Below are 12,757 nucleotides of genomic sequence, written 5' to 3' on the forward strand. Positions count from 1 at the left end.
CAAGGCGGAGTTTGGCGAAGACAGGTCGTTCGGTACGCCGACCGAATGCAATCGATGGACCTCGCGGTATGGCTCCTGGCTTTCGCCAGGACGACCCCGTGCAGGTAGCCCGCCTACTGCCGCTTGCGCTCGTTCGCCGGCGCCGGCTTCGGCGGCTCGGCTGGCGGCGGCGCGGCGGCCGGGGCGCTGTTGCTGGCGCCGAACAGCACGCGGGTCGGATTGCGGTCGAAGTTGTTCACGGCGCGGCTGATGTCGCCGAGCGTGCGACGGCCGTCGGTGATCAGCGCGCCGGAGCGTTTGTCGAAATCCTCGGCGAGTTCGCGGATCGATTTCACCGTCAGGAACAATTCGCCGCCGTCCTTGCCGCCGGCGAGCGTGTTGAGGCCGAGCATGAGGTTGTCGGCCTTGAGCATCACGCCGTCGACCTTGGCCATCACCCCGTCGATCTTCTCGGAGTTGCGGGCGAGCGAGGTCGTGAAGGTCTCGAGATTCTTCAGCGAGTTCTTCACCGATTCCTGATTGTCGGCAACGATCCTGTTGATGTTCTGCAGCGTGCCGCGGATCGCCTCGGTGACGTCCTGGAGCTTGTTCGGATCGGCCGTCAGCGTCGGGATGCCATCCTCGTCGAGCGGCGGCGGCGGCGCGGCCTCCTCGCCGCCCTTGAGCGAGATCGCGGCGACGCCGGTCAGGCCCTGGAATTCGAGACCGACCAGGGTGTCCTTGCGCAGCGGCGTGTTGTTCTCGATCATGGCGAGTGCGACAACCCGCCGCGGATTGTCGAGCTTCACCGAGACCACCTCGCCGACCCGGATACCGTTGAAGTTGACGCTGCCGCCGTTGCGCAGACCCGCCGCCGGGCCTTCGAACACGACGCGGAAGGGGCTGCGCTGCTTGGTGGTGTGCAGCGACTGGAACCACAGCACGAAGCCGATCGCAGCCGCGATCACCGCCAGCGTGAAGGATCCGATCAATACGTAATTGGCCCGCGTTTCCATCAGGTGCTCCGGCTACTCAACTCATCACCGCGCGGGCGCGCTTGCCGTGGAAATACTGCCTCAGCCAGGGATGCTGCGAGGCTTGCATGTCGGCGATCGACCCTGCCGCAATGATCTTACCGTTCCCTAAAACGGCGATGCGGTCGCAAGCTGTGTAAAGGCTGTCGAGATCGTGGGTTACCATGAAAACGGTCAGCCCCAAAGTCCGCTGCAGCGTCCTGACCAGATCGTCGAAGTCGCCGGCGCCGATCGGATCGAGGCCGGAGGTCGGCTCGTCCAGGAAGACGAGGTCGGGATCGAGCGACAAGGCGCGCGCCAGCGCGACGCGCTTGATCATGCCGCCCGACAGTTCCGAGGGGAAACGCTCGGCCACCTCGGGCTTGAGGCCGACCATGGCGAGCTTGGCCATGGTGATCTCGTCCATCAGCCGCTGCGAGACGCGCAGATATTCGCGCATCGGAAACTGGATATTCTGCCGCACCGTGAGCGAGGAGAACAGCGCGCCCTGCTGGAACAGCACGCCCCAGCGCCGTTCGACATTGCGGCGCTGCGAGGTGTTGGAGGAATCGAGGTCGACGCCGAACACTTCGATCGAGCCCGCCACCTTCGGCACCAGCCCGATGATGGTGCGCGTCAGCACCGATTTGCCCGCGCCGGAAGGACCGACGAAGCCCAAAATCTCGCCGCGCTTGACGTCGAGGTTGAGGCCGTCGAGTACGCGCGTCGTGCCGAACTGCACGGTGATGTCGCGGACGCGGATGATGGGGTTTTGAATCTCGCTTCGAGTTTCCTTTTGAGTGTCTTGCGCCATCGTCACATCCCGATCGAGGCGAAGAAGATGGCGAACACGCCGTCCATGACGATGACGAAGAAGATGCCCTTCACCACCGACGCGGTGGTGTGCTGTCCGAGCGACTCCGCGCTGCCCTGCACGGCGAGGCCCTCGACGCAGGCGACGATGCCGATCACCGCGGCCATCACAGGCGCCTTGACGATGCCGACGATGAAATGATCGATCGAGATGGCGTCGCGCAGTCGCAGCAGAAACGCCTCGGGATCGACGCCGCCATAGAGCCAGGCGACGAGACCGCCGCCATAAAGCGCGGCCATCGCACCGAGGAAGGCGAGGATGGGGAGCGCCAGCACCAGCGCGAGCATGCGCGGCAGCACCAGCACCTCGATCGGGTCGAAGCCCATCGTGCGCAGCGCGTCGATTTCCTCCCGCATCTTCATCGAGCCGAGCTCGGCGGTGTAAGCGCTGCCCGAGCGGCCCGCCACCATGATCGCGACCAGCAGGACGCCGATCTCGCGCAACACCAGCACGCCGAGCATGTCGACGACGAAGATGTCGGCGCCGAAGCGGCGGAAATGGAAGATGCCCTGCTGGGCGATGATGCAGCCGATCAGGAAGGTGATCAGCACGATGATCGGCACCGCGCGCCAGCAGACCTGCTCCATGTGATGCACGGTCGAGGTCAGGCGGAAGGAGCGCGGATGGATCAGGACATGCCCGCCCGCGGCCAGCACCGCGCCAAGCATGTCGATCAGGCCGGCAAAGGTGCCGCCGACGCCGGCGACCGCGCGGCCGATCTGCTCCAGCATGCCTGAAATGGTGATCGTGCTGCCGTCGACGACGGGCGTCGCCCTGACCCGCCGCACCTCGTCAACGAGGCTCGAATAATTGGCTGACAGCCCCGCAATCTGCGCCTCGACCGTGCCCTTGGTCAGGCTGCGACGCAGCCGCTCGATCAGCCAGGCCCCAAACGTGTCGAGCTTGGCGACCTCGGAGACGTCGATAAAGATATTCTGCGGGCTGCCGGCAAGCTTCTCGGCGTCGGCCACCATCCGCTCCAGGACCGGGGCGAAGCTCGCTGTCCAGGTTCCGGTGGCGCAAAGGGCCAGCGCATTGCCTTTGGCAATCCGTTCCAGCTTCGGATCGCCGCTCAAGGTGTCCGCTCCCGTTCGAGGGCGGAGAAAATCAGAGTGTTGCGCACGCGCCCTTACCCGGGAAAGGTACCCCCAACTGGTTAATATTAGTTGCTAGAGGTAACCAGCAGGTTCAGATTTCGCCAGAGTTCAAAATGACTTCCAGCAAAGTTCCTGATCTTTCCGCGGGAATCGAGCGGTTCCCGATCGCCGGCAGTTTCACCATCAGCCGGGGCGCCAAGACGGAAGCCGTGACCGTTGTGGCCGAAGTGGGCCGGAACGGCCTGATCGGCCGCGGCGAATGCGTGCCCTATCCGCGCTATGGCGAGACGCCCGAGACGACCCTCGCGGCCATCCTGGCCATGCAGGCAGCCGTGGCGGGCGGGCTGACGCGGCAGGCCCTCCAGGCCGCCATGCCGCCTGGCGCTGCCCGCAACGCGCTGGATTGCGCCCTGATCGACCTCGAGGCCAAGGCGACCGGCCGGCGGGCCTGGACCCTGCTGGACCGCCCGGTGCCGGGCATGCGCACCACCGCCTATACGATCTCGCTGGGCACGCCCGAGGCCATGGCGGCGGCGACCGCCAAGGCCGCGCACCGGCCGCTGCTCAAGATCAAGCTCGGCGGCGACGGCGACCCGGATCGGATCGCGGCCGTGCGCAAGGCTGCCCCCGAGTCCGAGCTGATCGTCGATGCCAACGAATCCTGGACCGAGGCCAATCTGGAGCACAACCTCGCCGCCTGCGCCGCTGCCGGCGTCACCCTGGTCGAGCAGCCGTTGCCGGCAGGCAAGGACGAGGCGCTGGCGCGGATCAAGCGGCCGCTCGCCGTCTGCGCCGACGAGAGCGTGCATGATCGCAATTCGCTGGCGCCCTTGCGCGACCGCTACGACGCCGTGAACATCAAGCTCGACAAGACCGGCGGCCTCACCGAAGCGCTCGCCATGGCCGATGCGGCGCAGGCGCTCGGCTTCGAGATCATGATCGGCTGCATGGTCGCGACCTCGCTGTCGATGGCCCCGGCCATGCTGGTGACGCCGCAGGCCCGTTTCGTCGATCTCGATGGTCCCTTGCTGCTCGCGCGCGATCGCGATCACGGGCTGCGCTATGACGAGAGCCTGGTCTACCCGCCGGATGCATCGCTCTGGGGCTGAGATCGTTGAGCTTGAGGAACCATGGGTCCAGCCGTCACCATCGTCTTCGTGTCCTTCGGTGCGGGAACGCTCGTCGCGATCCTGTTCTGTATTCTGCTCTTTAGGTATTCCTCCCGAATGGCGCTCGGGTTGGCCCTCGCCTTCGTCGGCGGAGCGATTCTCTCCGGCGCTCTTGCTGTCCTAGCCGCGACGCTAGTGGTTGGCATCGGGCCAACGCTCCAGTCCACGTTCGCGGTCCTTCTCTACCTTGGTTGGCTACTGTCTGCGAGCATCACCGGCGGTGTTGCCGCTGCCCGCCTTGCCTTCCGTCTGCGAGAGCGCTATTCGGCTTGAGCCTTGAGCTGGTGCCGCGCCGACCAGATGACAACAGCACCGGCCGCGGCCATCGACGCCATGACGTAGTACAGCCCCTCGCCATAGCGAGCGTAGATCGCGCCTGAGACGATCGACGTGGCCGCGCTCAACAACCCACCGGTCGCCGCGTAGTATCCCTGCCCCCGCGCCATCTGACGCGGCGGGACGTGACGCACCATCAGAGTCATCACGCCAACCTGGGTCAGGCCGAAGCTCAGGCCATGCCCGAGCTGCGTGATCGCGAGGACGGCGATCGGCGGCTCATGCGCGGTGATGGACCAGCGCATCACCGCACTCGAGCCTCCGATCAGCACCAGCACCACAGGATGCAGCGAAAAGCGCGGCGACACCGCGAATACGACGATCTCGGCACAGACGCCGAGCGTCCACAGCCCCGCGATCGTCAATCCGCCAAGACCATTGTTCTGCCAGTTGATCGAGGCGAAGGTGTAATAGGCGACGTGGCTGGACTGGATCAGCGCGGACGAGACGATGATGGCGAGAAAGCCCGCATCGCGCAGCAGAGGCTTGCCGGCCTCCGCCACCCCGGATGTTCGCGGCATCTCCTCCAGCGGCTGAAGCGCAAGCCCTGATAAAGCCGAGATCGTCGCCATCGCGACAATGACCCAGATCAGCTGACGCGCCGCGATCACATCGATCAACAGCCCGCACGCGAGCGCACCGAGGATGAACGCGACCGATCCCCAGAGCCGCACGGGCCCGTAAGCGAATTTGTACCTGGCGACGCCGCGCAAGGCGTAGGCATCGGTGAGCGGCGTCAGCGGAGTCCAGCAGCAACAGGTCACGATATAGAACATGAGCACCGGCAACGGCTGTTGCCGGGTGCCCACGAGCACGAAGCAGAGCGCGGTGGAGAACGCCGTCAGGATCATCGCGCCGCGCAAGGCGTGGCGCCGTTCGGCAAGACCGGTCACGAAAGGCAGCGTCGTGAAGCGCGTGACGGCCGGGACGGCGCTGATGATTCCGATCCAGCCCGGCTCGATACCGATCGCCTTCAACCACACCGTGAAGAACGGCAGGTGGGTGCCCAGGACACCGTATGACATGCCGTAGAACAGCGCGAGACTCGCGGCGAATCGCCGCTTGACGGTTGCTGCGATGGGGATTTGTGATTCGGGCGGCATCAAACCAATTGCGATTCGGTCGATATCGTGGTGATCGTTACAGTACCGCGCGGTGATTTGCGCGACGAGATTGTCATGGCCAACGAAGCATTCGCCCTCTCGCCCATGTCTGCCCGCGCGGCCGAGCCGAACGAGCAGGATTACGACGCGATCCGCGAAGCCTTCATGGAGACCGCGCGCGGCCGCTGGTTCCTCGGCGAATACGCCAAGCGCAACCGCAATGCCGACACACGCATGGTGCTCGATGCGGTAGCAAAAATCGAAGAAACCCTTGCGGCGCAGCGACAACCCGTCGTCGTGGACCGCCTGCCCGAGGCGCTGGTCGCGATCCGCCGCGCCGTCGAGGACGCCGAAACCGCTGTCAGCAAGGCGTTCGATCCGGCCGCGATGGAGGCGAGCCTTGCGCCCATTCCGCGCGGCGTGCGCATCATCAAGGAGATCTCCTGGCGCTGGCGCGAGATCGGCGCCGACGGGCGAATCTGCGACCTGATTGATTCGCAGCTCGCCTCGATCGAGGCCACCTGCGCCCAGATCTCGACCTTCGACCCGCGCGCCGATCTCAAGGCCGCCTTCGATCTGCTCAAGGACCGGGTCGAAGAGACCGAATTTAGCGGCGTCGCATCGCCGCAAGGTTCAGCGCGGCCCGCTCCGGCGCCCGCGCCTCAAGCGCCTGTCGCGGAAGCGCCGTTTGCCGAAGCGCCGTTTGCCGAAGCGCCCGCCGCGATGGCGAGCGAAGCCCCCGTGGCTTTTACGGAGATGCCGCAGGAGATCGCGCCCGAGGTTGCTGCCGACATCGGCGGCATCGCCGAGGACGCGGCGATGGACGTCGCGATCGCGCCCGAGATCGCCGAGAGCAACGCGGCCTCCGGAGAGAATTTTGTCGCGGTCGAGGACAGCCTCGCCGATCCCGCTTCCGTCGCCGAGATCGCCGATGCGTTCTCGCTCGATGCCGCGGCGGAGGCCGAGGACGACGCCGTGCTCGCGCGCATCGCCATGGAGATGGCCGCGCCCGATCCGGAGTTCGACGAGATCGTCGAGCCCATGGAGATGGAAGCGGCCGTTCCCGAGCCGATGCCGGAGCCAATGGCCGAGGAAGTTGCGGAACTCGTTGCCGCTGAGATTTCAGAGCCCGTCGCAGCCAGGACACCCGTCGCGCCGCCAGTCACGCCTCCGTTCGAGGAGCCGGTCGAGGCCCCGATCGCGATGGACTCGCTCGCGCGCCTCACCGACGCGATCGCGGAAGCCGCCGCCGAAGTGATGGAGCAGCCGGCCCCGGCCATGGCGGCCGCGGCGTCGTTCGACGCGCCACCCGGCGCGACGCTGCCGATGCCCTCCCCGCTGCCCGAGCCCTCGCTCGGCGCCACCATCCTCGCCAGCGGCATCGTGCAAAGGCCCCGCCCTGCGGCCAATGACGCGCTGGCCCCGATCCGCCGCATGACCCAGGCCGAGAAGATCGCGTTCTTCTCGTAGGGGGCGCGGCGCGCTCACCATCGTCATTGCGAGCGCAGCTTCCCTTAACTGATCACGCCCTTGCGGATCAGGAAGCAGCCATAGCCCCTGCTGTCGCCGACCTGGACGACGCCGAAGCCCGCGGCCGCGGCGCGGTAGAAGTCCGGCCGCGAGAGCTTGCCGGGCGTCACGAGGCCTCCGGCGGCGCGCGCGATCTCCGCCAGCACCGCGTGCTGCACCTCAGGCACGCGCTCGGGATCGTCGACCGGCATCATCACGCGCACCGGATCGGCAACGAAATCGTCGAGCGGATAGAGCGTCATGATGGCGCGCACGGCGGTTTCCATGCTCATGCCCGGCAGCTGGATCAGGCGCTGCGACGACGTCGTCCGGGCGATGTGGGTCGCGGGGAAATTGGCGTCGACGAGGACGAGGTCGTCGCCATGGCCCATCGCGGCCAGCAGCCAGAGCAGATCGGGCGTCAGGATCGGGTCGATCGATTTCAGCATGCGGCGCTCACCATGGCAGGTTCCAACGTGATTCAGATCACGCATCCTACCATAGTGATTGCGATCACGGACCCACGGTTCGAACGCGGCCACGCTTCGGTGCAACCAATCTCGCATCGAGATGAGTGCCAAAGGAGCACGCCATGTTCCGCCTAAAACCCTTCCTGATGACAGTGGGCCTGCTGGGAAGCCTGTTCGGCTTCGCCTGCGGGCCCGTTTCCGCGCAAGTTGCCCCTGTCGAACCCGCCCCGACCGCGCTGCAAGGCCCGGAGCAGCGGGTTGCGCTGGTGATCGGCAATTCGAACTACCGCAACGCGCCGCAGCTTGCGAACCCCGACAGTGACGCGCAGTCGATGGCGCAGTTTCTCAACTCCGCCGGCTTCGAGGTGATCTCGGCGACCGATCTCGGCCAGAATGACATGCTCCGCGCTGTGCAGGATTTCTCGGCCAAGGTGTCCGCGCGCGGCCCGAACACGGTGGCGATGGTCTATTACGCCGGTCACGGCGTCCAGCTCGCCGGCGAAAACTACCTCGTTCCCGTCGATGCAAAGGTGACCAGCCAGACCGAGCTCGTGAACGACTCGGTCCGCCTGGTCGACGTGATGTCGACGCTCGAGACGATCCCGAGCCGGATGCGCATCGTCATCCTCGATGCCTGCCGCAACAACCCGTTCCCGAACGTGAACGACGCCGGCCGCGGCCTTGCCATCGTCGATGCGCCGAACGGCTCGATCGTCGGCTATTCGACCGCGCCGGGCACTGAGGCGCTCGACGGCAACAATGGCCACAGCCCCTACACGCAGGCGTTCCTGAACATCGCGCGCGAACCCAACGTGCCGATCGAGCAGCTGTTCAAGCGCGTGCGCCTCGCCGTGAACCAGACCACGAGCGGCGCGCAAGTTCCGTGGGAGAGCTCGTCGCTCACCTCCGACTTCACCTTCTTCGGCGATACCGCCGTTGCCGCCAACCGCGCCCCGGTGCGCGCGCCTGTGGTGCAGATGGCCTCCAACCTGCCGAGCCGTTCGACGCGCCAGGCCTATGACTACGTCGTGTCAGAGGGGCGGCCGGAGTACTATCAGGAGTTCATCCAGATGTATCCGCACGACCCGCTGTGCGATCACATCCGCTGGCTGCTGGCGAACCTCCTGCTCTCGCAGGCCTGGCACCAGACCGTGCTCCTGAATTCGCCGGTCGCCTACAAGGCCTTCTACGACAACTACGGCAACAGCCCCTATGCGCAAGTCGCGCTGAAGCTCGAGGCGCAGCCGAAGCAGATCCCGCTGATGCAGGCGACGAAGTTTTTGGCCCCGCAGAACATTGCTCCGACCTTGAAGATCGGCAATCTCGGCCAGCCCAAATACATGCCGCTGATCCAGCAGGACCAGCAGGGTCATGGTGGCTCGCAGCTGAACGCCAACCTGCCGGTCGTGCAGAAGCCGGTCGACGGCAATCCGGGCAAGATCGTCACCCTGCCCGCGCCGACCAACACGACGACGAACACCGGCGGCATCGGCAAGATCGTGACCCTGCCGGCGACGAACGGCAACCAGGCCACCGGCAACAACAATGCCGGCGCGCAAGGCAAGGTCGTGAGCATGCCGGTGACGATCGGCAAAGGTGTCGACGTCAAGACCACCGATGTGAAGACCACGAATGTTCAGACCCAGAACCAGCCGGTCCACATCAACAACGGCAACACCGGCAACACCGGCATCGTGAAGCTCAACAACAATCCGGTGAACAAGGTGCAGGTCCAGAACAACGTCCAGAACAACGTTCAGAACAGCGTTCAGACCACCCGTCCTCAGTTCAACGCGATCGGGAATGCCGGCGGCAACAACTTCCGTCAGTCGATGAACCAGTCAAACATGAATGCAGGCAACAACCGCCACGGCTTCATGCACTGATCGCGGCAACCGCAAACGAGGCAGGGGCAGAGCGGCAACGCTCTGCCCCTCGTCATTTCTGAGCGCAACGACTGACGCTGGCAGACCCCGGAAGTCGCTTCAGAGTATTGACACCACGCGCACCGCCGTCATCCTGAGGTGCGAGTGGCGCGATGCAAGGCATCGCGCCGGAAGCCTCGAAGGATGATGTTGTGGGCATCGCCTAGATCGAAGAAGTAAGTCTGGTGTGACGGGCAGACGGGCCGTTCATCCTTCGAGGCTCCACGCGGCGCCTTGCGCTGCGTGTTTCGCGCCTCAGGATGGCGGGTTCGAGAGGTCCCCGGCTTTATGCCAGAATCTCACGCCACCAGCTCGGCGAACAGGTCCGCGTCGACATTGCCGCCGGAGAGCACGATGACGACGTTCTTCCCGGCGACGTCGAGGCGGCCGGCGAGCAGCGCGGCGAGGCCGACCGCACCGCCGGGCTCGACCACGAGCTTCAGCTCGCGATAGGCGAAGGCGACGGCTGCCCCGACTTCCTTGTCCGAGGCGGTGACGCCGCGCGCCAGCAGCTTGCTGTTGATCGCAAAGGTCATCTCGCCGGGGATCAGCGCCATCAGCGCATCGCAGATGGTGCGGCCCGCAGGGCCATGCGGCTCGCGATGGCCTGATGTCAGCGACAGGCCGTGATCGTCGAACGACTCGGGCTCGGCGACCACGATCTCGGCGAATGGATAGCGCGCCTTGACGGCGGTCGCGACGCCCGCGATCAGGCCGCCGCCGGAGGCCGGGGCGACCACGATGTCGGGCGACAGGCCGAGCGTTGCCATGTCCTGCGCGATCTCGCGGCCGGCGGTGCCCTGGCCCGCGATCACGAGCGGATCGTCGTAAGGCCTGACCAGCGTCGCGCCGCGCTTCTCGGCGATGCCGCGCGAGATCGCCTCGCGGTCGTCGTTGTAGCGATCATACAGCACGACTTCCGCGCCATAGGATTTGGTCCGCTCGCGCTTCGACAGCGGCGCGTCCATCGGCATCACGATGGTCGCCTGCATGTCGAGGATCTTGGCCGCCGCGGCCACGCCCTGGGCGTGATTGCCGGAGGAGAACGCGACCACGCCGCCCGCGCGCTTGTCGTGCGGGATCGAGAACACCTTGTTGAAGGCGCCGCGGAACTTGGAGGAGCCGGTGCGCTGGAGCATCTCCGGCTTGAGGAACACTTTTGCGCCCACGCGCTCGTTGAGCACGGGAAAGGACAACAGCGGGGTGCGGACGGCATAGGGGGCGAGCACGCGCGCTGCGGCGTCGATATCGGCAGGGCCGACCGGAAGGGGCTGTTCGGACATGGCGCGATGTTATCGCGGCCGACGAGGCCCGGGCAAGACACCTCCACGAGAGGAATTCCCTCTCAGGCCACGAACCGTGGCTGTTCCGCCCCGTTCCGGCCGGGCAGCACCGCGCCGACCGCGCGGATGCTGTCGATAAAGGCCCGGGCCGAGGCCTCCCAGGTGTAGGCAGCGGCGAATTCGACGCAGTCCTGCCGGGAAATGCCGAGCGCGGCGAAGCAGGCATTGCGCAGGTCGTGATCAAGGGCGCCAACCGGCGCATCGCCGATGACGTCGCGCGGACCTTTCACCGGGAAGGCCGCGACCGGCAGGCCGCTTGCCAGCGCCTCGAGCAGGACCAGGCCGAACGTATCGGTCTTGCTCGGAAACACGAAGACGTCGGCCGCGGCATAAATGTCGGCCAGTTCATCGCCGTGCTTTTCGCCCAGGAAAATCGCGTCGGGATAGGCCTGCTCCAGCGCATTGCGCGCGGGCCCGTCACCGACGACCACTTTGGTGCCGGGCAGATCAAGGTCGAGGAAGGCTTCCAGATTCTTCTCCACCGCGACGCGGCCGACCGACAGGAACACCGGGGCCGGCAGGCAGAGATCGACAGCGCGAGGGTGGAACAGGTGGGTGTCGACGCCGCGCGGCCACAGCACGACATTGTCGAAACCGCGCTCCGCGAGTTCCCTCGCCAGCGCCGGTGTCGCCGCCATCACGGCCCGGCTGGGGCCATGGAAGCGGCGCAGCGCCCGCCAGATCAGGGATTCCGGAACCGGCATCCGGGCCCGGACGTATTCGGGAAAACGGGTGTGGAAGCTGGTCGTGAACGGCAGCTTGCGCTGCCGGCAGTAGCGGCGGACCATCAGGCCGATCGGCCCTTCCGTCGCGATGTGGATGCTGTCCGGGCGCGCTTCCGCGATCAGCTTTGCGATGCGCGCCGGGCGCGGCATGGCCAGTCGCACATCGCGATAGCTCGGCATCGCGAAGGTGCGGAATGATTGCGGCGTCAGGAACGTGAATTCGACACCGAGCCCCTTGGCGGCGTCGGCGAGCTTGGTCAGCGTCCGAACCACACCGTTGACTTGCGGGTGCCAAGCGTCGGTCGCGACCAGAATGCGCATCAAGCGGTTCTCATCAGGCAGCTCTTACCGCCACCTGTGGGACCACCGCCGGTTTCCGCAGCTGATCGGCCCAGGTGATGATCTCGAAATGACCGTCATCGTGCTCGACCAGCGCGGTGCAGCTTTCGACCCAGTCGCCGCAGTTCATGTAGCGGACGCCGGCCTCGTCGCGGATCACGGCGTAGTGGATGTGGCCGCAGATCACGCCGTCAGCGTCGTGGCGCCGCGCTTCGGCTGCGAGCGCCTGCTCGAACGCGCCGATATAGTTCACCGCGTTCTTGACCTTCTGCTTGGCCCATTGCGACAGCGACCAATACGGCACCTTGAACATGCGGCGGAAGAAGTTGACGAAGCGATTCATCTGGATCGCGAAGTCGTAGGCCTTGTCGCCGAGATGGGCGAGCCATCGCGCGTTCTGTACCACGAGGTCGAAGATATCGCCGTGGATGACGAGATAGCGCTTGCCGTCCACGCCGGTGTGGACCGTGTTCTCGACGACGTCGATACCGCCGAAATGCGTGCCGTAATAGTTGCGCAGGAACTCGTCGTGGTTGCCGGGCACGTAGATGATCTTGGCGCCCTTGCGCGCCTTGCGCAGCAGCTTCTGGACCAGATCATTGTGAGATTGCGGCCAGTGCCAGCTCGATTTCAGCGCCCAGCCATCGACGATGTCGCCGACGAGATAGATCGTGTCGGCATCGTGATAGCGCAGGAAGTCCAGCAGAAGGTCGGCTTGAGAGCCGCGGGCTCCGAGATGAACGTCGGAGATGAACAACGTGCGAAAGCGCCGCTCCGGGCTCTCGTCACTCACATCGTAGCTTCCCATGCGCCAGCCTGTAACTGTGTCCCGTGACAGGGGGATGACCGATTGAACCTTTGAGGCACCCTCAGAT

The 12,757-nt window shown here is 65.7% G+C and carries 12 protein-coding genes; 4 read left to right on the forward strand and 8 right to left on the reverse strand.

The features are described from left to right. Window positions 1–113: 113 nt before the first annotated feature. The 3 genes from JQ621_RS25865 to JQ621_RS25875 are packed head-to-tail and all read right to left on the reverse strand — an operon-like array spanning window position 114 to window position 2,942. On the reverse strand, window positions 114–995 hold the full coding sequence (locus JQ621_RS25865) for an MlaD family protein (protein ID WP_212238247.1): 882 nt from the start codon (window positions 993–995) through the stop codon (window positions 114–116). Window positions 996–1,011: 16 nt separating this feature from the next. Next, window positions 1,012–1,806, reverse strand: coding sequence for an ABC transporter ATP-binding protein (locus JQ621_RS25870; protein ID WP_212238249.1), 795 nt, complete (start codon window positions 1,804–1,806; stop codon window positions 1,012–1,014). 2 nt (window positions 1,807–1,808) lie between these two features. Continuing rightward, window positions 1,809–2,942 (reverse strand): MlaE family ABC transporter permease, encoded by a 1,134-nt coding sequence (locus tag JQ621_RS25875; RefSeq protein ID WP_212238251.1) that lies wholly within the window; start codon window positions 2,940–2,942, stop codon window positions 1,809–1,811. Between the two features lie 134 nt (window positions 2,943–3,076). Between JQ621_RS25875 and dgcA the strand changes: the two genes are divergently transcribed. Together dgcA and JQ621_RS25885 are read left to right on the forward strand one after the other, a co-directional pair. Then, window positions 3,077–4,072, forward strand: coding sequence for an N-acetyl-D-Glu racemase DgcA (dgcA, locus tag JQ621_RS25880; protein ID WP_212238253.1), 996 nt, complete (start codon window positions 3,077–3,079; stop codon window positions 4,070–4,072). 21 nt (window positions 4,073–4,093) lie between these two features. After that, window positions 4,094–4,405: a hypothetical protein gene (locus JQ621_RS25885; RefSeq protein WP_212238255.1), complete on the forward strand. Its 312-nt coding sequence runs from the start codon at window positions 4,094–4,096 to the stop codon at window positions 4,403–4,405. On the opposite strand, the gene JQ621_RS25890 is transcribed toward JQ621_RS25885, so the two are convergent. Continuing rightward, on the reverse strand, window positions 4,393–5,571 hold the full coding sequence (locus tag JQ621_RS25890; protein WP_212238258.1) for an MFS transporter: 1,179 nt from the start codon (window positions 5,569–5,571) through the stop codon (window positions 4,393–4,395). The genes JQ621_RS25885 and JQ621_RS25890 overlap by 13 nt on opposite strands. Window positions 5,572–5,646: 75 nt before the next feature. On the opposite strand from JQ621_RS25890, the gene JQ621_RS25895 reads away from it, so the two are divergent. Beyond that, a complete protein-coding gene (locus tag JQ621_RS25895; RefSeq protein WP_212238261.1) occupies window positions 5,647–7,041 on the forward strand; it encodes a hypothetical protein in 1,395 nt (464 codons plus the stop codon). Window positions 7,042–7,085: 44 nt separating this feature from the next. On the opposite strand, the gene JQ621_RS25900 is transcribed toward JQ621_RS25895, so the two are convergent. Next, the gene (locus JQ621_RS25900; protein ID WP_212238264.1) at window positions 7,086–7,529 is read right to left on the reverse strand and encodes an RbsD/FucU family protein; all 444 of its coding nucleotides are present in this window, start codon (window positions 7,527–7,529) and stop codon (window positions 7,086–7,088) included. Window positions 7,530–7,672: 143 nt separating this feature from the next. Between JQ621_RS25900 and JQ621_RS25905 the strand changes: the two genes are divergently transcribed. Continuing rightward, complete coding sequence (locus JQ621_RS25905; RefSeq protein WP_212238266.1) at window positions 7,673–9,436, forward strand: caspase family protein; 1,764 nt, start codon at window positions 7,673–7,675, stop codon at window positions 9,434–9,436. 338 nt (window positions 9,437–9,774) lie between these two features. On the opposite strand, the gene JQ621_RS25910 is transcribed toward JQ621_RS25905, so the two are convergent. The 3 genes from JQ621_RS25910 to JQ621_RS25920 all read right to left on the reverse strand — a co-directional run bounded on the left by JQ621_RS25910 (window position 9,775) and on the right by JQ621_RS25920 (window position 12,690). Further along, complete coding sequence (locus JQ621_RS25910; protein ID WP_212238268.1) at window positions 9,775–10,758, reverse strand: threonine/serine dehydratase; 984 nt, start codon at window positions 10,756–10,758, stop codon at window positions 9,775–9,777. Window positions 10,759–10,820: 62 nt separating this feature from the next. Further along, window positions 10,821–11,864 (reverse strand): glycosyltransferase family 4 protein, encoded by a 1,044-nt coding sequence (locus JQ621_RS25915; protein ID WP_212238270.1) that lies wholly within the window; start codon window positions 11,862–11,864, stop codon window positions 10,821–10,823. 13 nt (window positions 11,865–11,877) lie between these two features. Beyond that, window positions 11,878–12,690 (reverse strand): UDP-2,3-diacylglucosamine diphosphatase, encoded by an 813-nt coding sequence (locus JQ621_RS25920; protein WP_212238272.1) that lies wholly within the window; start codon window positions 12,688–12,690, stop codon window positions 11,878–11,880. Between the last annotated feature and the right edge of the window lie 67 nt (window positions 12,691–12,757).

The sequence above is a fragment of the Bradyrhizobium manausense genome, from assembly GCF_018129685.1.
GTDB classification, from domain to species: domain Bacteria; phylum Pseudomonadota; class Alphaproteobacteria; order Rhizobiales; family Xanthobacteraceae; genus Bradyrhizobium; species Bradyrhizobium manausense_D.